At 35.7% G+C, this 23196-nt stretch carries 21 protein-coding genes; 12 read left to right on the forward strand and 9 right to left on the reverse strand.

The window, feature by feature from the left end; all coding sequences use genetic code 11:
• Nucleotides 1–23 precede the first annotated feature (23 nt).
• Nucleotides 24–1715, reverse strand: a complete 1692-nt coding sequence (gene gldJ, locus ICJ84_RS02320) for a gliding motility lipoprotein GldJ (RefSeq protein ID WP_188214745.1) — start codon at nt 1713–1715, stop codon at nt 24–26.
• A gap of 265 nt (nt 1716–1980) precedes the next feature.
• On the opposite strand from gldJ, the gene porU reads away from it, so the two are divergent.
• The 5 genes from porU (at nt 1981) to ICJ84_RS02345 (ending at nt 10574) form a co-directional block, all read left to right on the forward strand.
• Entirely contained in the window at nt 1981–5865 is a 3885-nt protein-coding gene (gene porU / locus ICJ84_RS02325; RefSeq protein WP_188214746.1) for a type IX secretion system sortase PorU, read from the forward strand.
• Between the two features lie 31 nt (nt 5866–5896).
• On the forward strand, nt 5897–7138 hold the full coding sequence (porV, locus tag ICJ84_RS02330; RefSeq protein ID WP_188214747.1) for a type IX secretion system outer membrane channel protein PorV: 1242 nt from the start codon (nt 5897–5899) through the stop codon (nt 7136–7138).
• A 106-nt stretch (nt 7139–7244) separates the two neighbouring features.
• The gene (gene cdd / locus ICJ84_RS02335; protein WP_345014132.1) at nt 7245–7748 is read left to right on the forward strand and encodes a cytidine deaminase; all 504 of its coding nucleotides are present in this window, start codon (nt 7245–7247) and stop codon (nt 7746–7748) included.
• A 210-nt stretch (nt 7749–7958) separates the two neighbouring features.
• A complete protein-coding gene (pdhA, locus tag ICJ84_RS02340; protein WP_188214749.1) occupies nt 7959–8957 on the forward strand; it encodes a pyruvate dehydrogenase (acetyl-transferring) E1 component subunit alpha in 999 nt (332 codons plus the stop codon).
• 3 nt (nt 8958–8960) lie between these two features.
• Nucleotides 8961–10574, forward strand: coding sequence for a pyruvate dehydrogenase complex dihydrolipoamide acetyltransferase (locus tag ICJ84_RS02345; protein ID WP_188214750.1), 1614 nt, complete (start codon nt 8961–8963; stop codon nt 10572–10574).
• Nucleotides 10575–10671: 97 nt separating this feature from the next.
• Here the strand turns inward: ICJ84_RS02345 and ICJ84_RS02350 are convergent, their stop codons facing one another.
• The 4 genes from ICJ84_RS02350 to ICJ84_RS02365 all read right to left on the reverse strand — a co-directional run bounded on the left by ICJ84_RS02350 (nt 10672) and on the right by ICJ84_RS02365 (nt 13071).
• Nucleotides 10672–10956 (reverse strand): DUF4242 domain-containing protein, encoded by a 285-nt coding sequence (locus ICJ84_RS02350; RefSeq protein ID WP_188214751.1) that lies wholly within the window; start codon nt 10954–10956, stop codon nt 10672–10674.
• A gap of 22 nt (nt 10957–10978) precedes the next feature.
• A complete protein-coding gene (locus tag ICJ84_RS02355; protein WP_188214752.1) occupies nt 10979–11353 on the reverse strand; it encodes a group I truncated hemoglobin in 375 nt (124 codons plus the stop codon).
• Between the two features lie 110 nt (nt 11354–11463).
• A complete protein-coding gene (locus ICJ84_RS02360) occupies nt 11464–11859 on the reverse strand; it encodes a DUF4242 domain-containing protein (protein WP_241748667.1) in 396 nt (131 codons plus the stop codon).
• 111 nt (nt 11860–11970) lie between these two features.
• Nucleotides 11971–13071 carry a nickel-binding protein gene (locus ICJ84_RS02365; RefSeq protein ID WP_188214753.1) on the reverse strand — a complete coding sequence of 367 codons (1101 nt, stop codon included), beginning with the start codon at nt 13069–13071 and terminating at the stop codon, nt 11971–11973.
• Nucleotides 13072–13211: 140 nt separating this feature from the next.
• Between ICJ84_RS02365 and ICJ84_RS02370 the strand changes: the two genes are divergently transcribed.
• From ICJ84_RS02370 to ICJ84_RS02390, 5 genes are all read left to right on the forward strand, one after another.
• Nucleotides 13212–13895 (forward strand): SDR family NAD(P)-dependent oxidoreductase, encoded by a 684-nt coding sequence (locus tag ICJ84_RS02370; protein ID WP_188214754.1) that lies wholly within the window; start codon nt 13212–13214, stop codon nt 13893–13895.
• 8 nt (nt 13896–13903) lie between these two features.
• A complete protein-coding gene (locus tag ICJ84_RS02375) occupies nt 13904–14539 on the forward strand; it encodes an HAD family hydrolase (protein ID WP_188214755.1) in 636 nt (211 codons plus the stop codon).
• 46 nt (nt 14540–14585) lie between these two features.
• On the forward strand, nt 14586–15188 hold the full coding sequence (locus ICJ84_RS02380) for a SprT-like domain-containing protein (protein WP_188214756.1): 603 nt from the start codon (nt 14586–14588) through the stop codon (nt 15186–15188).
• A gap of 55 nt (nt 15189–15243) precedes the next feature.
• Nucleotides 15244–16323 carry a mannose-1-phosphate guanylyltransferase gene (locus tag ICJ84_RS02385; RefSeq protein ID WP_188214757.1) on the forward strand — a complete coding sequence of 360 codons (1080 nt, stop codon included), beginning with the start codon at nt 15244–15246 and terminating at the stop codon, nt 16321–16323.
• 102 nt (nt 16324–16425) lie between these two features.
• Nucleotides 16426–17913 (forward strand): DUF389 domain-containing protein, encoded by a 1488-nt coding sequence (locus ICJ84_RS02390; protein WP_188214758.1) that lies wholly within the window; start codon nt 16426–16428, stop codon nt 17911–17913.
• A gap of 30 nt (nt 17914–17943) precedes the next feature.
• Here the strand turns inward: ICJ84_RS02390 and ICJ84_RS02395 are convergent, their stop codons facing one another.
• The gene (locus ICJ84_RS02395) at nt 17944–18711 is read right to left on the reverse strand and encodes an ABC transporter ATP-binding protein (RefSeq protein ID WP_188214759.1); all 768 of its coding nucleotides are present in this window, start codon (nt 18709–18711) and stop codon (nt 17944–17946) included.
• The gene (locus ICJ84_RS02400; RefSeq protein ID WP_188214760.1) at nt 18711–19448 is read right to left on the reverse strand and encodes an MlaE family ABC transporter permease; all 738 of its coding nucleotides are present in this window, start codon (nt 19446–19448) and stop codon (nt 18711–18713) included. Before ICJ84_RS02400 ends, ICJ84_RS02395 begins: the two co-directional genes overlap by 1 nt.
• A 111-nt stretch (nt 19449–19559) precedes the next feature.
• Here ICJ84_RS02400 and pafA point away from each other — a divergent pair, with 111 nt between their 5' ends.
• Both pafA and ICJ84_RS02410 read left to right on the forward strand, forming a co-directional pair.
• Entirely contained in the window at nt 19560–21230 is a 1671-nt protein-coding gene (gene pafA / locus ICJ84_RS02405; protein WP_188214761.1) for an alkaline phosphatase PafA, read from the forward strand.
• A 1-nt stretch (nt 21231) separates the two neighbouring features.
• Nucleotides 21232–22038, forward strand: a complete 807-nt coding sequence (locus ICJ84_RS02410; protein ID WP_188214762.1) for a DNA/RNA non-specific endonuclease — start codon at nt 21232–21234, stop codon at nt 22036–22038.
• Here ICJ84_RS02410 and ICJ84_RS02415 read toward each other — a convergent pair.
• Nucleotides 22035–22259, reverse strand: a complete 225-nt coding sequence (locus ICJ84_RS02415) for a hypothetical protein (protein ID WP_188214763.1) — start codon at nt 22257–22259, stop codon at nt 22035–22037. The genes ICJ84_RS02410 and ICJ84_RS02415 overlap by 4 nt on opposite strands.
• Before the next feature lie 64 nt (nt 22260–22323).
• The gene (locus ICJ84_RS02420) at nt 22324–23178 is read right to left on the reverse strand and encodes a glycosyltransferase family 2 protein (protein ID WP_188214764.1); all 855 of its coding nucleotides are present in this window, start codon (nt 23176–23178) and stop codon (nt 22324–22326) included.
• Nucleotides 23179–23196: the final 18 nt, after the last annotated feature.

Raw genomic sequence — 23196 nt, forward strand, 5'->3', positions numbered from 1 at the left:
TATTATTTCAACAAGTTACTTAATTAGTTTTTGGTTTTAAATTTTTGTTGAGATTTAGAACCTACTCTCGACATTGCACATCTGAATCCGATGTAATCTGTTGCCATATCTTGTGGATAGTAGCGACGTTGTGCAGGGTCTAACCAGTACTCTCTGTCTTTCCAAGAACCACCTTTGTAAACTCTAACCTCGTCGTTGATTAAAGAGGTTCTGTTGTTAGATTTATCATATTGTCTAACGATGTTTCCTAAAGAATCTCTTGTCACAACATTTTTAGGAGAGTTATACATTTTTCTTGTAAGAGCATCTGGGTTTTCTTCACCTTCTTCATCGTTGAAGCTTTCAAAATAACGAGAAGATCTTCTATCACCGTCTCTGTAGTTTACTTGATTACTCTTATCGAAGTTCGTACGTAAATACGTTTCGTTTTCATCAACAGGAACTTGTAAAATTTCACCAGGAAGGTTTCTAGCTACAATTTTTCCGTTGGAAAGCGTATCGTAAACAATATCTTCAGGAGTAACCACTTTTACAGTACCATCGTCGTTTAAAGCATTTTTGGTATACACGTTACCACGGTAGTAATTGAAATCGTTGAATTCGTCATCAACGATAGGGCGGTAAACATCGGCAACCCACTCGGCTACGTTACCAGCCATATCATATAAACCGTAATCGTTAGGTTCGTAAGATTTCACAGCGTTAGTGATATCTGCACGGTCATCAGACCATCCTGCGATTCCACCGTAATCACCTTTTCCTTGTTTGAAGTTAGCTAACTGATCACCACGGTATTTACGTTTACCGTTACGAGTGTATTGTCCGTCCCATGGATATTTTTTACGTCCACGATATAAGTTATAGCTTCTAATTTCACTTAAACCTAAAGCAGCATATTCCCACTCTGTTTCAGTAGGGAGTCTATACTTCGGTGTAATAAGTCCGGTTTCTCTTGTTGCATAGATGTTAGATTCGTTGCCTTCAGCATCAGTTCTAACAAATCTGTTGTTCCCTCGTTCTGGGTTGATTACTTCCTCATTACCACCATACGTTAACGTTGGAGCATTGATGTAAGTATCTGTGTTAAATGTTGCGTCGGCACCTACATCGGTAATTTTAGCATCACGTTTTAAGTAGCCTTCACGTTCTAATGTGTACTCGTTAACACGGTCTGTACGCCAGTTAGCGAACTCAACAGCTTGAATCCAGCTAACACCAACTACAGGATATTCACCATAAGCAGGGTGACGTAAATAGTTGTCGGTCATAACTTCGTTATAGCCTAAACGGTTCCTCCAAACCAAGGTGTCTGGTAAAGCGCCATGGTAAATAGCTCTGAAGTTCTCATCTGAAGGTGGATAAACACGTTTAATCCAATCTAAGTATTCCATATACATGGCGTTAGTAACTTCAGTTTCATCCATATAGAACGATTGAACGTGTTGCTGGTTAGGCGTATTGTTCCAATCGTGCATTACGTCGTCCTGTACTCGTCCTTTGGTAAAGGTACCTCCTTCAATAAAAACTAAACCAGGAGAAGTTTCCTGTTCTTTAAAGTCTGTATTGTATTGAAAACCTCCTTCACGTGAGTTGATTTGCCATCCGGTAGCTCTAGAAGTGTTCTTCGAGCTCGATGATTTTTTACAACTAGTTATGGTCGCGGTTAGGGATAAAACTAGTAAAACCTTGAATGCTACTACTTTTTTCATATTCATACGTTTAAGTAAGCTAATAATATTTTTGGTGATGCAATATAAGAATTAAACCTAACAATGCAAGCTCTTTTTTACATTTTACCCAAAAAAATGTGCATTTCAACCTATTTTTTGGTTCTTACATCGATGTTTTTGAGGTTTTTCGATCTTATTTTGTGTTTTATTAACGTGTGTTTTGCTAAATTATTATTGTATTTTTGATTCAGTTTTTAAAATAGTATGCTATAGTGATACTATACAGAGGTAATTCACGTTATTTTTAGCAATGAAAGAGAAAATTTTACTCATCTTATTTTTTGTTTGTGCGCTTGCTTTCGGGCAGCAAAAAAAGTTTAATCTCTCCTGGGAGTCTTCTAAGAAGATTGCCAGTGATAGTTATGCTCTGGAAATACCTGGTTTTAATGATGAGAATTTCAGTTATGATTTTTCAGAAGGCCTGCAATTTGTGTCGCAATGGGAAATTTCAAGTTTGATAAATGAAAATTCTGTTGCTGTTAGTAATGTTGTTTACTCCCCAATATCTAAGCAGGAATTAAAGGATTTAGATGTTTCAACAATTCCATCTAAGCTAAAATTCAGTTTAAAAAATGCGATAGCTCGGGATAAACGCTATGCACTTTTTCAAATATCACCTATTATTAAGGAAACTAATGGTTCATATAAAAAGGTCATGTCGTTTCAAATTAATTACACTTTAGGAGCTACAGTTTCAAAAAGTAATGTAACTAGTAAAACGTATGCGACTAAAGCTGTTAGAAATTCGGTGCTAAGCAGTGGGGAATGGTATCGGTTTTATGTTGATACCACCGGAGTATTTAAATTATCGAAAGGATTTTTACAGCGTTTGGGTGTTAATGTGAATAGCATCGATCCCAGAACTATTAAATTGTATGGTAACGGCGGAAGAATGATTCCGTATTCAAATGCAGAAGCCTATCCGTTCGATGTTCAACAAAATGCCATAAAGTTTGTTGGAGAAGAAGATGGTGTGTTTGATAATAGCGATTATATTTTGTTTTACGCTCAGGGACCTAATGAGTATAATTCGGAAAGTAATACCAATATTAATTGTTATACCGATAAAACCTATTACTATATTAATGTAAGTTCAGGTTCAGGAAAACGTATTCGACCTTTTAATCAACCATCAGGTACGGCTGATTTGGTAATCAACACGTTTCAGGATTACCAATTTTATGAGAAGGATGAGCATAATATTGCCTTTTTGGGTAGACGATGGTTTGGAGATCGTTTCGATATAGATAATAACAGAAGTTATTCGTTTGAATTTCCTGATTTAGTAACTACTGAGCCAGTGACACTAAAGGTTTATGTAGCTGCGGCGTCAGCTTCAGCAAGTTCTATGGGATTAACGGTAAACGGGGCGTTGGTAACTACAATGAATTTAAGCGGAGCGAGTTCGCCTAGTTTAGCCAGCGGCGCATCGTATTTTAATAATATTAATGTGAATGCATCAACTATTAATGTAGGTCTTAATTATAATAATCTCGGTAACCCAAGTGCCGTGGGGTATTTAGATTATATTTCTGTTGAAGCAACTCGAATCCTGAAATTTTATAATAAACAATTTCAGTTTAAAAACGATATAGTCACATCTGCTTCTGGAATTGGTGAATATCAAATAGCCGATGCCTCTGAGATCTCTGAAATTTGGGATGTTACCGATATATATAATGTAACGAATTATGAAAATATTAATCAAGCTTCGACGTTGAGTTTTAAAAGTACATTAGGTGAATTGAGAAATTATGTAGCAGTAACATCAAGAGATTTTTATGAACCTAAATACGATGAGAACACCACTGTTAGTAATCAAAACATAAAAGGAAGTGTCTTTCAGAATAGTCTGGGAGAGTTTCAGGATGTCGATTATATAATTATTTCACCAGATAATATGTTGAGTCAGGCTAATCGTTTAGCACAGATTAATGCAAATCAATATGGGCTCAATGTAAAAGTGTTTGGTTTGAATGAGATTTATAATGAATTCAGCACAGGAAATCAGGATATTGGAGCGATTAGAAATCTCGTTAAGTATGTTTATGATAATGCCAGTACACCTGAGAATCGCATAAAATATCTTTGTTTGTTTGGTGATGGTTCTTTCGATTATAAGGATAGAATTCCGAATAACACCAATATCGTACCGTCATGGCATTCGTATAATAGTTTTAACTTGACCAATTCATACATCTCAGATGATTTTTACGGTATGATGGATGAAAATGAAGGAACGATGTTAACAAGTGATAAGCTCGATATAGCTGTCGGAAGAATTATTGCTGATAATCCGCAGCAAGCGAAAGAACTTGTTGATAAAATTGAATCGTATTACTCGAAAGAAGCTTACGGAAGCTGGCGAAACAATTTTGTGGTGGTTTCAGATGATGTCGATCAAGATTGGGAAGGCATTTTACAGTCAACTACCGATAATCTTGGTAATATGGTAACCGAGGCAAAACCTTTTATGAATGTGATTAAAATTCACAGTGATGCCTTTAAGCAGGAAACATCGGCTGGAGGTGAGCGTTATCCGCAGGCAAGCACCGAGTTTCTAAATGCCATCGATAATGGAGCTCTGGTGATTAATTATTTTGGGCATGGTGGTGAAGATGGTCTAGCTCAGGAACGTATTTTAACTAAACCAAATATAGAATCGTTCAGGAATTACAATAAACTGAATTGTTTTGTAACAGTAACTTGTGAGTTTACAAAGTTCGATAATCCTTACAGGCAAACAGCAGGGGAATTTACCTATTGGAATAAAGAAGCAGGAGCTATTGGTTTGATCACAACTACGAGGCAGATATTTGTTAGTTTTGCTATAGCTTTTAATAATGTTTTAGGGGAATATCTTTTTTCATTTAGTGATAACGATACTTATAGTGATTTTGAATATCCATCAATGGCGGAAGCCTTACGTTTAACTAAAAATGACCCGACACTATCGGGACAAAGTCAAAGACGCTTGATCTTTTTTATTGGTGATCCGGCTATGAAATTAGCTTTTGCAAAACCTAATGTACGTTTAACAAAAATAAATGATGTACCAATTACTCAAGCAACTGATACTCTAAAAGCCTTGAGTTATGTGAAATTGGCTGGAGAGGTGAACGATTTATCAGGAAATATGCTTTCGAATTACAATGGTGTCCTTTCAGCAACAATATATGATAAGGACATAGATAGACAAACTTTAGCAAATGATGGAACCCGGCTGAATGGACAATTAGTTAAACTGGATTTTAAAACTTTAGGAGAAGTTATTTTTCGAGGACAGGCATCTGTACAGAATGGACAATTTGAATTCGATTTTATTGTGCCTAAAGATATTGGTATTCCTGTTGGTTTTGGAAAAGTGAGTTTTTATGCTGAGGACGTTGCGTTGTTAGAAGATCAAACCGGGGCTAGTGCAGAAACTGTGAAAATAGGAGGACTGAATGAAAATGCGGAAGAAGATAATATTGGTCCAGTGATTACCCTGTATATGAATGATGAAACATTTGTTTCAGGAGGGATAACTAATGAATCACCAACCTTATTAGCAAAGTTAGAAGATGCAAATGGGATCAATACTGCTAGTGGAATAGGACATGATATTGTCGCTATTATTGATGGTGATGAAACCAATCCTTATATTTTAAATGATTATTACCAAACCGAGTTGGATGTATATACCAATGGTGTGGTGACTTTTCCGTTTCGTGATTTAGAACCAGGATTACATACTTTAACCCTGAAGGCTTGGGATGTTTATAATAACTCTTCAATTGCTGAAATTCAATTCATAGTTTATGATCAAGATCAGGAGTTGGTAATTGATAATGTATTGAATTATCCAAATCCGTTTGTAAATTACACTGAATTTTGGTTTAATCACAATAGTTCGGCACCTTTAAACGTTTCTATACAGATATTCACCGTTTCCGGAAAGTTGGTGAGAACCTTAAACGGACAAACTTCAGGAGGAGGAATTGTAAATAGCACACTTTCCAGAGATATTGTCTGGGATGGACGCGACGACTTTGGTGATAGAATAGGAAAGGGTGTTTATATTTATAAATTGACTGTACAGTCAGAAGTTTTGAATAAAAAAGTTGAAAAAATAGAGAAACTTGTAATACTTTAATGAAATATATTTGTTGAATTAAAACTAATCCATGAAAAACCAATTATTACTTCTTTTTACACTAATGTGTTTTATAAGCATTAGTGCCCAAACAACTATAATTCCAAATCCAAACGATTCCAGAGTAATAACAACTGGTATGCCGTTTACCTTAATTGCTCCCGATGCACGTGCTGCAGGTATGGGGGACATGGGGGTGGCAACTTCGGTAGATGCATTTTCTCAACAATGGAACTCGTCTAAATATGTGTTTTCAGAAACAAAATCGGGACTTTCATTAAGTTACACACCTTATTTGAAGAAATTAGTAAACGATATGGGAATAGCCTATTTAACTTATTTTAATCGTTTGGATGAGCGTAGTGCTTTTGCGGCTAGTTTTAAGTATTTTGGGTTAGGGGAGATTGAATTTGTGAATAATGAATTTGATCAGCCGGTTATTCAAAAACCCAACGAATTGGCTTTTGATGTGTCTTATGCGTTACGTTTAAGCGATCAGTATGCTATGTCGGTTGCGATGCGTTATTTATTATCTGATTTAAGATTGAATTATGATAATAATGATGCCAGTGCGGCAAGTTCGTTCGGTGTTGATATTTCTGGGTATTATCAAAGTGAAGAAGAAGTTTACGCTGATTTCAATGGACGTTGGAGAGCGGGATGGGCGATTCAAAATATCGGACCAAAATTTAAGTATGATGATGGCGGGGCAGACAACTTTCAGCCAACAAACTTACGTTTAGGTGGTGGTTTCGATTTTATTTTCGATCAGTATAACAAGTTAGGAGTGACTTTAGAAGTTGCTAAATTATTGGTGCCAACGCCTCCAGTTTTAGGAGATGTTTACAATTACACTGACAATAATGGTAACGGAATGTACGATGAAGGTATTGATGATAGAGAGGATACACCAATAGAAGAGAATGTTATTTATAAAGGAAAATCACAAGATGTTAATTTCTTATCAGGAATTTTCCAGTCCTTTGGAGATGCTCCGGGTGGTTTTAGTGAGGAATTAAAGGAGTTTACTTGGGCGTTAGGTGCCGAGTATATGTATCAGGATTCTTTTGCTTTAAGAGCGGGGTATTTCAACGAAAGTGAAGAAAAAGGAGCGAGAAAGTTTATGGCTTTAGGTGCAGGTTTCAAAGCTAACGTGGTGAATATCGATTTATCATATTTGTTTTCAACAGCAAAAGTTCAAAGTCCTTTAGAAGGTACTTTACGTTTCTCTCTTACATTTAATATTGGTTCAGGAGAGTATATGGAATATTAAGACAGTAATAAGATTTTTAATAAAGAAAAACTATTGCATAACGCAATAGTTTTTTTGTTTGCGATAGTTTACTAACTTTATAGAGACAGGTTTTCGTTTAAGCCTATTGGAAGATGAAATAAAACTTATGAAGGAAATTAAAATTGAAACGGTACTACAGGTTTATGACACGGTTGATGAACTACCTAGAGATGTACAAGATTTAATGCTGAAGGCTGTTGAATCAAGAAGAAACGCCTATGCACCGTATTCGAAGTTTAATGTCGGAGCTGCGTTATTACTTGATAATGGTGTCATTGTTTCAGGAAGTAATCAGGAGAATGCATCGTATCCTTCAGGGCTTTGTGCAGAACGAACTGCCATTTATTATGCAGGTGCTAATTATCCGGAGACAGCTTTGCTTAAAATGGCTATATCGGCAACATCTCAAAACAAACCTACATTGAGTCCAATTCCACCCTGCGGGGCTTGCAGGCAGGCTATTGCTGAGTATGAAGTCAAACAAAACAAACCCATAGAAATTTACTTTATGGGCGAAACCGGTAAAGTCGCAATGTCTAAATCGCTTGAAAATTTATTGCCTTTTATTTTTGATAAATCAGCACTTTAATATTCTAAAAAGTGTAAATAATCTGTTTGGTTAAACGTTTGAAATTTTAAAAAACATAGCATTTTTTGTAAAATCTTGAAAAAATGACAAAGTTGAGGATCAAGCGTTTTTTTTTTGACATTTTTTTTACTTTAATTAGTTTCTGTTTTTGCAATAGCTGTCAATGTATTACTTTTGTATCTCGCTTAAGTAAAACCTAGAAATTAGTCGATGCAAAAAATCACAAAAGAGGTTTACCTCAAATGGTATGAAGACATGTTGTTTTGGAGAAAGTTTGAAGACAAACTAGCTGCAGTTTACATACAACAAAAAGTAAGAGGATTTCTTCACTTATACAATGGTCAAGAAGCAGTGTTAGCAGGAGCTTTACACGCCATGGACTTGACAAAAGATAAAATGATTACTGCTTATAGAAATCACGTGCAACCAATTGGTATGGGGGTAGACCCAAAGCGTGTTATGGCAGAGTTATATGGTAAAGGAACCGGAACATCTCAAGGTTTAGGAGGTTCTATGCACATATTTTCTAAAGAACACCGTTTTTATGGTGGTCATGGTATCGTAGGGGGGCAAATTCCATTAGGAGCAGGTATCGCTTTTGGAGATAAGTATCACGGAAGTGACGCTGTAACTCTTTGTTGTTTTGGTGATGGTGCTGCTCGTCAGGGATCACTTCACGAAACCTTCAACTTAGCTATGCTTTGGAACCTACCGGTAGTATTCGTTTGTGAAAACAATGGATATGCTATGGGGACTTCTGTTGAGCGTACAGCTAACCACACAGACGTATGGAAATTAGGTTTAGGTTACGAAATGCCAAGCGCACCAGTTGATGGGATGAATCCAGTAAAAGTAGCCGAAGCATTTGATGAGGCTATTCAACGTGCACGTAAAGGTGGTGGACCAACATTCTTAGAGCTTAAAACCTATCGTTACAGAGGACACTCGATGAGTGATGCTCAGCATTACAGAACTAAGGAAGAAGTAGAAGAGTACAAGAAAATTGACCCAATTACTCAGGTTTTAGATGTTATCCTTGCTGAAGGATACGCTACCGAAGAAGAAATCAAGGTTATTGATAAGCGTGTTAAAGAGCGTGTTTCAGAATGTGAGAAATTCGCAGAAGAGTCTCCATGGCCAGAAAAGAACGTAATGTACGACGTAGTTTACGAACAAGAAGATTATCCATTTATTCAACATAAATTATAAGATATGGCTATAGTAGTAAATATGCCGCGTTTAAGCGATACAATGGAAGAAGGAACTGTCGCAACTTGGTTAAAGAAAGTTGGAGACAAGGTTGAGGAAGGTGATATTTTAGCTGAAATTGAAACAGATAAAGCCACTATGGAATTTGAATCTTTTAATGAAGGTACATTACTTCATATTGGGGTTCAAGAAGGTGAAACTACCAAAGTAGACGAGCTTTTAGCAATTATAGGAGAAGAAGGTGAAGATATTTCTGCGCTTTTAAGTGGTGGTGGTTCTGCTCCAGCAAAACAAGAGGCTCCAGCTGCTCCTACTGAAGTTAAAGAAGAAGCTACTGAAGCTGTTGCTTTGCCAGAAGGTGTTATCGTGGTAACCATGCCACGTTTAAGTGATACAATGGAAGAAGGAACCGTAGCCACTTGGTTAAAGAAAGTAGGTGATGAGGTTTCTGAAGGTGATATTTTAGCTGAAATTGAAACAGATAAGGCGACTATGGAGTTCGAATCGTTTCAGTCAGGTACATTATTACATATAGGGTTACAAGAAGGTGAATCAGCGAAAGTAGATTCATTATTAGCTATTATCGGCCCTGCAGGAACTGATGTTTCTGGTGTTGCTGCTAATTTTACAACGGCTGCGCCTGCAGCAAAGGAGGAAGAGGCTCCCAAAGCTGAAGTTAAAACAGAAGCGCCTAAAGCTGCTCCGGCACCGACTCCTGTAGCAGAGAAACCTGCTAAAAGAGCAGCGACTCCTGTTACCGAAAATGGACGTGTGTTTGTATCTCCATTAGCGAAAAAGATAGCTGAAGAAAAAGGTATCAACCTTACAAAAATACAAGGTACTGGTGAAAACGGACGTATTGTAAAATATGACGTAGAGAATTACGAACCGGCTCAGGGTGCTGCTGCTGTTGGTAAGTTTGTGCCAGCAGGTCAGGAAGATTTTGAAGATGTGCCTAACTCGCAAATGCGTAAAGCAATCGCTAAGGCATTAACAAATTCTAAATTCTCTGCACCACATTATTACCTAAGTGTAGAATTCGATATGGAAAATGCTATGGCGTTCCGTACCCAATTTAACACCATTCCAGATACTAAAATATCATTCAACGATATGGTTGTTAAAGCTTGTGCTTTAGCATTAAAACAACATCCTCAGGTAAACTCTCAGTGGTTTGCAGATAAGATGCGTTTAAATAACCATGTTCATATTGGTGTTGCAGTAGCTGTGCCAGACGGATTAGTTGTACCAGTAGTAAAATTTGCTAACGAGCAAACCTTACCGCAAATTGGTGCTGCGGTTAAAGAATTAGCAGGAAAAGCTAGAAACAAAAAATTAACGCCAGCCGAAATGGAAGGTAGTACGTTTACAGTTTCTAACTTAGGTATGTTTGGTATTGATACGTTTACATCAATCATCAACCAACCAAACTCGGCAATTCTTTCTGTAGGTAATATTGTTGAAAAGCCAGTAGTTAAAAATGGTCAGATAGTTGTTGGGCACACTATGAAATTATCATTAGCGTGTGATCACAGAACTATCGATGGTGCAACAGGTGCTCAATTCCTTCAAACATTAAAAGGTTATATTGAGAACCCTGTGACAATGTTAGTGTAATCCTTATTCTGAATAATTTAATTCGGGATTTAGTTATATAATATTTTAAAAAAAAAGCCTAATTCAAATTGAATTAGGCTTTTTAATTTTAATGAATCTATTGTGAAGGTTGTTCTGAAGTTACAGGATCGATAATGGTTGAAACAGTACTAATCATGTTAGCTGGGAAACCGCCCTGTTTCGCATGTTCTTGAACCAGTTCTTTATTCGGCGCGATGTATACACAGTAAATTTTGTTTTCGGTAACATAGCTTTGAACCCAGTTTATTTCCGGTCCCAGATTTTGAAGTACCTTGCAAGAGGTTTGTGAAATGGATTTTAAGTCTTCTGCAGAAAGTTTACCTGCTCCAGGTATTTCTCTTTCTATTACATATTTTGGCATAATTTAAAATGGTTTAATAGTTTTATTTTGCAATAATCATCCCTTTAAGCGACCATAAAATAGCGAGTACGTCTTTTTTAGTGTCGTCGTCAATGTTATGTTCATTCAAGGATTCAAAAATATCATCAATGGCATACATATACTCGGCAGGACTTATATTCATGCCCTTATGAGCCGTTTCCATGTCTCTGCCTTCATAAATGGCAGGTCCGCCACTTCCTGAATTGAAAAAATTGATGCTGTGCTGCACAACCGTCTCAAAATATTCAGGGCGTTCTTTGTAGGGTAGAAAACGCGCATTAATATTCGGGTTTTCCATATGAATATTAATGGCTCGTCTTACTATAGAAGTAATACCTGTATCTTCTCCCAATCTTTCGTAAAGTGATTTTGACATAATGTTTGTGTATTGGTTATTATTTAAAAGTAGAACACAATTCACGACAGTGTAGGGACAATTGAGTCAAATTGAGGTAGATTTAGGTCTGCTTACAAATTGAAATATAATCAATTGGTGTACCCGGAAGTACTTGGATCTATTACAGTAGCGACTTTGGCTACTGAATTAACAGGAAAACCACCTTTTTCGGCATGTTCCTTAACTAAATCTTCGTTTTGAGCAAGATAAACACAATACATTTTATCTCCTGTAACATAGCTATGAAGCCATTTGATTTTTGGCCCCATTTGTTTAAGTACACCACACGAGGTTTGTGAGGCTGTTTTAAGATCTTTCTCAGACCATGACTCTAAGTTAGGGATTTCTCGTTCAATAACATACATACTTTGACTTTTTAATGTCGTTTTCTCGCGTAAAGCATCCGGAATTGATTTTTCCTGCGCAAATAATTGTAGTGAAGTAAGGGTCAGGGCTAAGACTAAAACTAATTTGAAAGGTTTCATAATGTTTGGTTTTAGGTTCAACAAAATTGGTTACACCTTAAAATTAGAAACAGATTACCAAACTTAGTTACACAAATAATTCAAAAGATATAAATTTTAAATCATTGATTTTTAATATATTGACGGCTTTTGGGCTTGATTGTATTTTGATGGTAGGGTATGGTATTTGGCTTTGAAACATTTGGAGAAGTAGGCCAGACTGTTAAATCCTGTTTCGAAAGCTATTTCAGAAATATTACCGTGTTGATTGTTCATAAGTTTTAAAGCGCGATTTAAACGATAATCTCTTATAAAAGTGTTAGGTGATTTATTGGTTAAGCCTTTAATTTTTCTGTAGAGCTGTGATTTGCTGTAACCTAAATTTTCACTGAAAGTATCGAGGTTGAATTCTGGATTCTGCCAGGAAATTTCAACTTCATCCATTAAATGAATAAGAAATTTTTCTTGGGCCGGATTTAAAACTCGAATATATTTATGTTTAGAAATTGGCAGATGTTGTTCACTTTCATACAATGTTTTCACTTCATAAGAAACAACGATTTCGCCATGAATAATATCACACATGCGATTGATTAAAGAAATGGTTTCCTCAAAAATTTGAGATTTGTTAGTTACAGGTTCTCCCGATGCGATACCAACTTTTAAGGTTTTAAAAAACTCGTTAAGTTTGGGTTTTATCTCTAATTCAATCTTTACAGCACTAGAAATGGCATTAGTTACAGATTTAAACGAGACTAAATAACTGGAATTATCCTTTTTTACAATGTTCCCATTTTGTGCTTTTAAAAGATTGATAATCGCTTCATCTATTTCTTTAGTTTTAAGTGTAATATTGACAAGATTATCTTGGGAATTAGTTATGTTAATAAACATTAATACTCGGTAAGCAGAATCGTTAATAATATTTAGGGGAGTGTTTCTGGTTTTTTCCGGATCAGTAATTCGCCCTAGAAAAGATTCTACAATATTGGATTCTACTTCGATAATAGTGTTCGGTACATCGCCGTGCGCGTGTTTGTGCATACGCGTGATAGCTTCCTTATTGGGAGCTTCAATCAAGCAGAAAGCATTTTTACGTTTACTGTCAAACCAATAAGTGAACCCACGACAACCATACTCGTGTTCAATTTTTAAGTCTTCTTGATGTATCTCTGCCAATAGTTCTGCAGAAACGCTTTCCGATACATCGTGGCGATCCATAAATATAGGCATGATTTAAAATTTTTATTCAAATTAATGATTTTTAATGGTTTATACAATTATAATCGACTTGATGCACGATTAGGAATTAATACGATTTTAATTTTACTACGGTATCGAACTTTTTTATCTTTAGGCTCAAATTACACGGAATGCAAAAAAATATTATTATTACCGGAACGAGTAGAGGAATTGGGTTTGAGTTGGTAAAATTATTTGCTAAAGCTGGTCATCGCGTATTGGCGCTTTCGCGGAATGAAATGCCAATAGCTAGTTTAAATTTAGAAAATGTAACGGCTTTTTCTTTTGATTTAAGCGATGCTGAAGATTATAAACAGGTGGGAAATTTTATAAATACCCATTGGCAACAGGTAGATGTGTTAATTAATAACGCTGGAATGTTGGTTAATAAACCGTTTTCAGAGATTACTATGGATGATTTCGAAGCGGTTTATAAAACGAATGTGTTTGGTGTTGCCGAATTAACCAAAGTGGTTTTACCCTTTATGAAAGCTGGTAGTCATGTCGTAACCATAAGCTCTATGGGTGGTGTTCAAGGTAGTATGAAATTCCCAGGGTTAGCAGCCTATAGTTCCAGTAAAGCTGCTGTTATAACATTAACAGAATTATTAGCTGAAGAGTATAAGGAATCTGGGATTTCATTTAACGTTTTAGCCTTAGGAGCTGTGCAAACCGAAATGTTGGAAGAAGCTTTTCCAGGGTATCAGGCCTCAACATCGGCTTTAGAAATGGCTGAATATATTTTCAGTTTTTCATTAACAGGACAGAAGTATTATAACGGTAAACTACTGCAGGTATCAAATTCTACACCTTAAAAATTCCTATGAAAAAATACAAGTGCATTATTTTTGATTGCGATGGCGTTTTGGTAGATACCGAAGTAATAAGCAATCAGTTACTGGTCGATATGGCCAATGAGTATGGAGCGAACATCGATTTAGATTATGCTATGAAGTACTTTAAAGGCAGTCATTTTGGGCATTGTCTTAATCTTATAAAAACATTGGTGCCTAAACCAGTTCCAGAGTCTTTTGAAAAAGATTACAGAACAGAATTAGACCGACAATTTAGAGAATCAGTTGAGCCTATAAAAGGAATTAAAAAAGTTATTAACCAATTAGATATTCCGTTTTGTGTCGCTTCCAGTGGAACGATTGAAAAAATTCGTTTGAATTTAGGTTTGGTCGGACTGTTGAAGGAGTTTGAAGGGAAAATATTCAGTTGTTATACCATTGGAAAATGGAAGCCAGAGCCCGATGTGTTTTTGTTAGCAGCCAAAACAATGGGGTTCAAACCTGAAGATTGTTTAGTGATTGAAGATAGTAAGTTAGGTGTTCAAGGCGCTAAAAATGGTGGTTTCGATGTTTATGGTTATACAGAACATGATTATTATAAAGATCTGGAAGGTTTGGCAACCAAGACATTTGGTAGTATGGATGAATTACTCGAAATGATTTAATTTCTAATAAAAAGAGGTTTAAAATAAAACCCTTATTTTTGTCTATATGCATGAAAAGCTTCAAGATTATATTCCGATTAATGCTATATCACAAGTTAAAAGTTTTTTAGATCACGATAATTTAGTCGTCAAAGTCAAAAAAGAGCGTAAAACGCGCCATGGTGATTACATAGGATTATCAAACGGAAAGCATCAAATTACAGTCAATTCCAATTTAAATGAATATCGATTTTTAATCACGCTTATTCATGAGATTGCTCATTTTGAAGCTTATCGAACTTACGGAAGAGTAATTAAGCCGCATGGTGTAGAATGGAAACGCACTTTTCAGCATCTAATGCTTCCATTTTTAAATCCGAGTGTTTTTCCAGAGTCACTTTTGCCTTTGTTGGCAAGGCATTTTAAAAATCCGAAGGCATCAAGTGATACCGATGTTAATTTAGCATTAGCATTAAAACAGTTCGATGCACCTAATGACAAAACCTATATATTTGAAGTGCCTTTGGGAAGTGATTTTAAATTATATAACGGTCGTGTTTTTAAAATGGCAGGAAAGCGAATCAAGCGCTTCGAATGCGTTGAGGTTAAAACAGGTAGAATGTATTTGTTTAATCCAAATGCCGAAGTAGAATTAGTAACTAATAATTAGTTTAAAGTTAAAGAATTGCTGAAAGCACATCAACTTTAAGCAAAAAACGACATAAATGAATAAAAATTATTATGCCATTTTAATGGCAGGAGGTGTCGGGTCGAGGTTTTGGCCTGTAAGTACAGAAGAATTTCCGAAGCAGTTTCACGATATGCTTGGAACAGGCGATACTCTTATTCAAAAAACATTTCAACGCCTATCAAGATTAATTCCTAAAGAGAATATTTTCATTTTAACCAACGAGCGCTATAACGATTTGGTGTTGGAACAGTTACCAGAAGTTAATCAACGTCAGGTGGTTTTAGAACCAGCCATGCGAAACACGGCACCTTGTATTTTATACGCGTCGTTAAAGATTCAAAAGGAAAATCCGGATGCGGTGATGATAGTTGCGCCAAGTGACCACTGGATTGAAGATGAAGTTGCTTTTACTAAAAACGTAGAGCAGGCCTTTAGCTATTGTGAAAAGCATGATGCCTTGATGACTTTGGGTATTCAGCCAACGTTTCCGAATACGGGTTATGGATATATTGAATTTGATAAATCGTCAAATGAGGTTATTAAATCGGTAAACCAATTTAGAGAAAAACCAGATTACGAAACAGCAAAAGGCTTTATTGAACAAGGAAATTTCTTGTGGAATGCAGGAATTTTTATGTGGAGCGTAAAGAGTGTTGTCGAAGCGTTTAAAAATAATCAGCCAGGCTTATATGCGCATTTCGAAAAAGGAATTGAAGCTTATAATACCGACGCAGAAAATGCTTTTATTTCCGAGAATTATCCGTTAGCAGAAAATATTTCAGTGGATTATGCGGTAATGGAAACCTCTAAAAATGTATTTGTTATTGCTGCTGAATTTGACTGGAATGATTTAGGAACCTGGGGTAGTTTATACGATAAGTTAGGAAAGGATTCCGATAATAATGCCGTTGTAAATGCGAGAACGCTAACCGAAGATGCTTCAGGGAATATGATTCGAACTAAAAGCAATAAAATTGTTGTTCTTGATGGTTTAGAAGATTATATTATTGTTGATAAAGAAGATGTCTTGTTAATATATCCGAAAGCAAAAGAGCAAGACATTAAGCAAGTGCTGAAAAAGGTGAAGGATACCTTTGGAGAGCAGTACGGATAGCATAAAAAAACACTAGATTTTAATGGTTTGGTTTTTAATTGAAAAGATTAAAACTGAACCATTTATTTTTTATCTTAGTATACAACAAGTAATCTCACACCAATGGAAGAAAATAAGTTCAATTTTGCTGAAGAAGAGAAAAAAAAGGAACAGATTGTTGATGAAACAAAAGAAGCGGTTAAAAAGGATGCTCAGGGGCTACTTTTAAGCATTAAGCGTTTTTTTAGTGAATTGCTCGATTTTCGTGACGATACTGACCGCGAAGCAACCATTCAGGCAATAAAGAATGATATTCCTTTTAAAGGTGCTACTGCTTGGATTTTGGTGTGTTCCATCTTCGTAGCCTCTATCGGACTGAATGCAAATTCTACTGCGGTTGTTATCGGTGCCATGTTAATATCTCCGCTAATGGGGCCAATTTTAGGTATTGGGTTATCGGTGTCTATAAACGATATTGATACACTTAGAAAATCCTTAGTCAATTTTGGAGTAATGATTGTTCTAAGTGTTATTACTGCCTTTTTGTTTTTCTGGTTTTTTCCGTTAAGTGAAGAATCTTCGGAATTATTAGCACGTACTCAGCCCGATATCCGAGATGTGCTTATTGCTTTTTTTGGTGGTTCGGCTTTAATTATTGCCAGAACAAAAAAAGGAACCATAGCTTCAGTAATTTTTGGTGTGGCTATTGCTACAGCCTTAATGCCGCCACTATGTACCGTAGGTTACGGGTTATCTGTGGCTTTCGAACAAGATTTTGCTAAGGGAGGCCGTTATGCTTTGGGAGCACTTTATCTATTCATTATCAATACCATTTTTATTGCTTTAGCAACCTTTTTAGTACTTAAAGTATTAAAATTCCCGATGCTGAAATATGCGAATTCGGCCAGACGCAGACGCATTAGCCGATTTGCGATGACTTTGGCTATTGTTGTTATGATTCCGGCTTTATGGACGTTTGTTAACGTATTAAAACAAAGTCGATTTGAAGTAGATGCTAGTAATTTTGTAAAAAGAGAACTGACTTCATTACCGCATTCCGAGTACATAAAAAAGAATGCATCTTATAAGTTTTCTGAAGACAAAAAAGTGCCTTCAACAATAGAATTAAATACATTTGGTTTAGACGAAGTTCCTGAATCTACTATCGCTTTACTTCAGGATAGAATGCTAAAATATGACGCCTTAAAAAGTGCTGTTTTAATCTTTAATCAGAATAAGAACAAAAATCTGGACAATTTAAAATACATGGAACAAATTCGTTACAGAGATTCTATTGATTTGTTATCTCAATCTCAGAAGATTGTATTCCTTGAAAGTAAACTGAAGAGTTTGGAGAAATTAGAACGCCTTCAAATTCCTTTTGATGACTTAACCAAAGAAGTGAAGATTCTTTACGAAGGCATTAATAAATTATCGTATTCAAGTGTTATTACGTCTAACTTTAATAAAACGGATACCCTATCGGTTATTACGGCGAAGTGGGATACTAAGAAAATAAATGAAAAAGACATTGCCAGCCAGCAAGAGAAACTTGAAAAATGGTTGAGACAAAAGTATAAATTGGATAGCCTTGTGGTAACCCGACAGTAAATTGGAATGTTGGCTATTACTATTTAAGGTTTACTGATTTTCCTCAAGATACATGCGTCTTACTTTTTTGAATAAGTTTGATGAGTAAACGAAGTCAGTTACTGATGCATTGTCGGTTTTAAAGATGGTGTCTTTCGAGCCTTCCCATTCTTTATAACCATTTTTAAGGAAAACAATTTTTTGTCCAATTTCCATAACCGAGTTCATATCATGCGAATTGATAACCGTAATAATTTGATACTCTTCAGTAATTTCCTGAATTAAATTATCGATAACGATAGATGTTTTCGGGTCTAAACCAGAATTAGGTTCGTCACAAAATAAATACTTCGGGTTATTTACAATTGCACGGGCAATAGCCACACGTTTTTGCATACCCCCTGAAGCTTCACTAGGCATTTTATGGTGCGCATTTTCAAGGTTTACACGTTTCAAAACAAAGTTTACACGGTCTTCCATTTCGCTTTTACTTTGCTTTGTAAACATTTTTAAAGGAAACATAACATTTTGAGCGATAGTCATACTATCAAACAATGCACTGCCTTGAAATACCATACCTATTTCGGAGCGTAAATTACGTTTTTCATTTTCAGATAACTTAGAAAATACTTTTCCATCATAAGCTATAGAACCCTGCTCGTAATTGAAAAGGCCAAGTAAACATTTTAAAAACACCGTTTTACCAGAACCACTTTGCCCGATGATAAGATTGGTTTTACCTTTTTCAAAGTTTGTTGTTATTCCTTTGAGAATTTCCGTTCCTCCAAACGATTTATGCAAATCTTTAACTTCAATCATTAACTTAATAGCATTTGGGTTAGTAGATAGTTTAATAAAATAATAACCACACTGGTCCAAACAAACGATGTGGTACTGGCTTTACCTACTTCAAGAGCCCCGCCTTTCATATAGTAACCATAAAATGAAGGCATTGTTGCTAAAACAAAAGCAAAAACAAAGGTTTTTACAAAGGCATAAGTAACGTGAAATGGAGTGAAATCGGTTTGAATACCCAAGATGTAATCTTCAAATGAGGTAAAACCCCCTAAAACACCTGCAGCTATTCCCCCTAAAATACCTAAAAACATACCAATTGCAATAACAAAAGGATAAAGCATTAAGGCAACTGTTTTAGGGAGGATAAGGTAGTTTAAAGAGTTGATTCCCATAACTTCTAAAGCATCTATTTGTTCGGTAACACGCATGGTTCCTATACTTGATGTTATGAACGATCCTACTTTTCCGGCCATAATAATGGAGGTGAACGTAGGGGCAAATTCTAGTATAATTGATTGTCTAGTAGCAAAACCAACCAAGTATTTAGGAATTAAAGGATTGTCTATATTTAAAGCTGTTTGAATGGTAATAACCCCACCAACAAAAAATGAGATAAAGGCAACAATACCTATCGAGCCTATAACTAAATCATCAATATCTTTAAGTATTAATGTTTTCATTACCGACCACTTTGTTGGTTTGCGAAACATATTAACAATCATCAAGGAGTATGCGCCAATATTATGTAGATAAGTCATATGAAAAATTAATAGTGCTAAAGTAAAAAAAAGTAACAGGTAATTAACGTTAAATTTAAATTATGATTTCATATAATAAGTATTTTTGGCATCTTTATAAAAAATTTTAGCATGAAAAAAATTTCCACTCTTTTATCAGTAGCAATATTTGCTTTAGCGTGTAAAGCGCAGGAGCAACCTCGGGTGTCGCAAACTAAAGAAGCATCGTCTTATTATTTTAATCATAAACCTAAATTAGTCGTAGGTATTATAGTAGATCAAATGCGTTATGATTATTTAACGCGCTTTTATACAAAGTATGGTGAAGGTGGATTTAAACGTATGATGAATGAAGGGTTTAACTGTAAAAACAATCACTTTAATTACGTGCCAACCAAAACAGCGCCAGGTCATGCTTCGGTATTTTCTGGAACTACGCCAAAATATCATGGTATTATAGCTAATGATTGGTATGACAAAGATTTGAAAAAATCAGTGTATTGTGCTGGAGATGAAAGTGTGAATCCTGTGGGAACAACTAGTAATGCAGGTAAAATGTCACCGCACCGTATGACCACCACAACGTTTGCAGATGAAAATAGATTATTCACGCAAATGCGTGGAAAATCTATAGGGATTTCTGTAAAAGATCGTGGAGCGATTTTGCCTGCTGGGCATTCAGCAAATGCAGCATATTGGTTCTATGGAAAAGATCAGGGTGATTTTATTACCAGTACATATTACATGAATACTTTACCTCAATGGGTTCAGGATTTTAACGATTCAGATGTTGCCGACTCGTATTTAAAACCTTGGGAAACTTATTACGATATTGAAACGTATACCGAAAGTGGAACCGATTTAAATGATTTTGAAGAAGGTTTTAAAGGAAAGGAAACAGCAACATTTCCATATGATTTAGGCAGTTTAAAAGACAAAAATGGAGGATTCGATATTATAAAAGGAACGGCTTACGGAAATAGTATAGTCGCCGATTTTGCTATTGCGGCTTTAACGGGAGAACAATTAGGACAAGATGAACATACCGATGTGTTAACGGTTAGTTTTTCAAGTACCGATTATGTTGGCCATAATTTCGGTGTAAATTCAAAGGAAATTGAAGATACTTATATTCGTTTAGATATAGATTTAGAGCGTTTCTTTAAAGCTTTAGATGAAAAAGTAGGTAAAGGAAATTACACCGTGTTTTTAACTGCCGATCACGCTGCTGTTGATGTGCCAGCATATTTGCAGAGTGTAAAAATTCCTGCGGGTTACGTAAAAGCCAAAGAAGAAAGAGTGCAAATGGAGACCTTTTTACAGAAAAAATACGGAGCAAATTTTATAGAGAATATCAGTAACAATCAGGTGTTTTTAAATCGTACTAAAATTGCAGAAATGAACTTAGAGTTAGAAGATGTTCAGGGCGCTTTAGTGAACGAAATCATTAGTTACGAGAATATTTATAAAGCGTTTTCGGCAACAACAATGAGTACAACGTCTTTTCCTATAGGTCTCGAGGCTTTACTACAAAAAGGTTATAACCAAAAGCGTTCCGGAGATGTTATTTTTGAATACAATGCCGCCTATATTTCTTATGGAAGAAAAGGATCTACGCATGGATCTGGATTTGATTACGATACACATGTGCCGTTATTATTCTTCGGAAAAGGTATTAAGCACGGACAGACTTTTGAAAAAACAGAAATTACCGATATTGCTCCAACGGTATCAGCGCTTTTAGATATTAGTTTCCCGAATGGAGCCATTATTGGTCAACCTTTAGAATTTGTTTTAGAGTAATTTGAGAAATAAAAAAATATATACACTATTAGCCGTTGTACTTGTTTTAGGGGTTTATGGTTACGAACACTTTTTAAAAGTTGAAGAGAAGACCGAAAGAGTTGAGCAAGGTAAAGCAGAAAAGTCTGAAACTAACGAATATTTTCTGCCAACAAGTACAACGGGGCAAATAGTGCATCACGAAGGTTATTCGTTAAGTTATAATGAAGCTTTTGAACAAGCCGAATGGGTGGCTTACGAATTAAAAAAGTCGCATTTATCGCAAACTAATTTTAAGCGCCCTTATTTTGAAATAGATGAAGCTGTAAAAAGCGGAGCAGCACATTGGCGTAATTATAAAAACTCAGGGTACGATAAAGGACATTTATGCCCGGCAGGTGATAGACGTTATAGTCAGGCAGCTCACGATGAAACGTTTTTAACCAGTAATATTAGTCCGCAGGAACATCAGTTTAATGCAGGTATTTGGAACACCCTGGAACAGAAAGTGCGTTACTGGGCCAGAAAATACGATGGCGTTTTTGTGGTTACCGGGGGCGTACTTCAACAAGGTTTAAAAACTATTGGAAGTGAACACGTAGCTGTGCCAAATCAGTTTTACAAAGTGTTAATCGATATGAATTCTGGACAACCTAAAATGATTGCGTTTTTAATGCCTCATAAAGATTCTAACAGACCTTTATACGATTTTGTGGTTTCGGTAGATTCTATTGAAAAACTAACCAAAATCGATTTCTTTCCGGAGTTAGATGATGCTATTGAAAATAAATTGGAAGCCTCAAGTAGTTATAAAGATTGGAGTTTTTAAGGCTGAAGAGGTTCAGTTTGCTGTCCCAGAATATAAGTCGCTCGTCCAGAGCTGATACAGCAGCCTTTATGTTGATGGGAATCATCAGTTGAGTTATTAGGAGCAACACAGTTTTGTTGACCTTCATTTTTGCCAACTTCAATAATCGCTGGGGTAGAATCCTCTTTTGTAATAAAGAAGATGCCAATGCTGCAAAGTAGTAAAAACACCAGTATTTTCATTGTGTTAGAAGAGGCTTTAAATACGGATTCAAATTACATATTTTTTGAAGAATAACCAAAGAATTTAATTCGAACTGAATTTATTCAGCATGCCTTTCCAACGTAAATTGCGAATAAACTGACCTTCTTCAACGGAAACTAATGGTTCTATCTTATTTCTTTTGGCTTTAAAATAACCCGCCATATAATCTTTGAATAAAGAAACACTTTTCTTTTTATAAGCTAATTTTAACGCCGAAATTAAGGTAATGGTAAAACCGTAACGCATTTTGTACATGGCTTCACCTTGTAAGTATTTCGAGGCTTTATTGTAGCTGATTCCGGTAGGTTTTAAATGTTTAACATGTAGTGATTCGTCGGTTAAAATAGACCAACCATAATATTTAGCCAAAAGTTCATCAACCGTATCCCAACCCATTGAAGGTTTTAATTTGCCGATTTGTAAAAAACAATCTTTAGTATAAGCTTTTAAAGCCCCACGAATATGGTCTTTGTTGGTTAAGTTTTCTAAAACCCAATCGCTATTTTTTTCAATATAACAGAATCCGGCTGCCATACCCAGTTTTGGGTTGTTTTTAAAATGATTGGCAATTTGTTCTAAATAGTTTTCGGGAAAAATCAGGTCGGCATCGAACTTACAAATGATGTCGTAATCATCATCTAAAACCTCATAACCTTTATAAAAAGCACTGATGATTTTAGAACCTGGTAAATGTTTGTCTGAGGATTTTGAATTTACTAGCTGAATCCAATTGTGTTTTGAAATATAAGATTCAACGATAGTCTGGGTATTGTCGGTAGAATTATCATTAACAATTACAAGACGTTTTGGTAGTAAGGTTTGTTTCGTTAACGATTCTAACGTAAGACCAATAGAATCTTCTTCGTTATGAGCCGGTATGATGATGTAGAAATTCAAAATTGAAGTTTTAAGTTT

The sequence above is a fragment of the Aestuariibaculum suncheonense genome, assembly GCF_014596935.1.
GTDB classification, from domain to species: Bacteria; Bacteroidota; Bacteroidia; order Flavobacteriales; family Flavobacteriaceae; genus Aestuariibaculum; species Aestuariibaculum suncheonense.

What these genes read in the sequence shown, in the direction of transcription:
- ICJ84_RS02400 (WP_188214760.1), bottom strand. Translation starts at nt 19,448, where the DNA reads ATGACTTATCTACATAATATTGGCGCATACTCCTTGATGATTGTTAAT.
- ICJ84_RS02380 (WP_188214756.1), top strand. Translation starts at nt 14,586, where the DNA reads ATGCATGAAAAGCTTCAAGATTATATTCCGATTAATGCTATATCACAA.
- ICJ84_RS02375 (WP_188214755.1), top strand. Translation starts at nt 13,904, where the DNA reads ATGAAAAAATACAAGTGCATTATTTTTGATTGCGATGGCGTTTTGGTA.
- ICJ84_RS02395 (WP_188214759.1), bottom strand. Translation starts at nt 18,711, where the DNA reads ATGATTGAAGTTAAAGATTTGCATAAATCGTTTGGAGGAACGGAAATT.
- ICJ84_RS02365 (WP_188214753.1), bottom strand. Translation starts at nt 13,071, where the DNA reads ATGCCTATATTTATGGATCGCCACGATGTATCGGAAAGCGTTTCTGCA.
- ICJ84_RS02345 (WP_188214750.1), top strand. Translation starts at nt 8,961, where the DNA reads ATGGCTATAGTAGTAAATATGCCGCGTTTAAGCGATACAATGGAAGAA.
- porU (WP_188214746.1), top strand. Translation starts at nt 1,981, where the DNA reads ATGAAAGAGAAAATTTTACTCATCTTATTTTTTGTTTGTGCGCTTGCT.
- pafA (WP_188214761.1), top strand. Translation starts at nt 19,560, where the DNA reads ATGAAAAAAATTTCCACTCTTTTATCAGTAGCAATATTTGCTTTAGCG.
- ICJ84_RS02415 (WP_188214763.1), bottom strand. Translation starts at nt 22,259, where the DNA reads ATGAAAATACTGGTGTTTTTACTACTTTGCAGCATTGGCATCTTCTTT.
- ICJ84_RS02385 (WP_188214757.1), top strand. Translation starts at nt 15,244, where the DNA reads ATGAATAAAAATTATTATGCCATTTTAATGGCAGGAGGTGTCGGGTCG.
- ICJ84_RS02350 (WP_188214751.1), bottom strand. Translation starts at nt 10,956, where the DNA reads ATGCCAAAATATGTAATAGAAAGAGAAATACCTGGAGCAGGTAAACTT.
- pdhA (WP_188214749.1), top strand. Translation starts at nt 7,959, where the DNA reads ATGCAAAAAATCACAAAAGAGGTTTACCTCAAATGGTATGAAGACATG.
- ICJ84_RS02355 (WP_188214752.1), bottom strand. Translation starts at nt 11,353, where the DNA reads ATGTCAAAATCACTTTACGAAAGATTGGGAGAAGATACAGGTATTACT.
- porV (WP_188214747.1), top strand. Translation starts at nt 5,897, where the DNA reads ATGAAAAACCAATTATTACTTCTTTTTACACTAATGTGTTTTATAAGC.
- ICJ84_RS02360 (WP_241748667.1), bottom strand. Translation starts at nt 11,859, where the DNA reads ATGAAACCTTTCAAATTAGTTTTAGTCTTAGCCCTGACCCTTACTTCA.
- ICJ84_RS02370 (WP_188214754.1), top strand. Translation starts at nt 13,212, where the DNA reads ATGCAAAAAAATATTATTATTACCGGAACGAGTAGAGGAATTGGGTTT.
- gldJ (WP_188214745.1), bottom strand. Translation starts at nt 1,715, where the DNA reads ATGAATATGAAAAAAGTAGTAGCATTCAAGGTTTTACTAGTTTTATCC.
- ICJ84_RS02390 (WP_188214758.1), top strand. Translation starts at nt 16,426, where the DNA reads ATGGAAGAAAATAAGTTCAATTTTGCTGAAGAAGAGAAAAAAAAGGAA.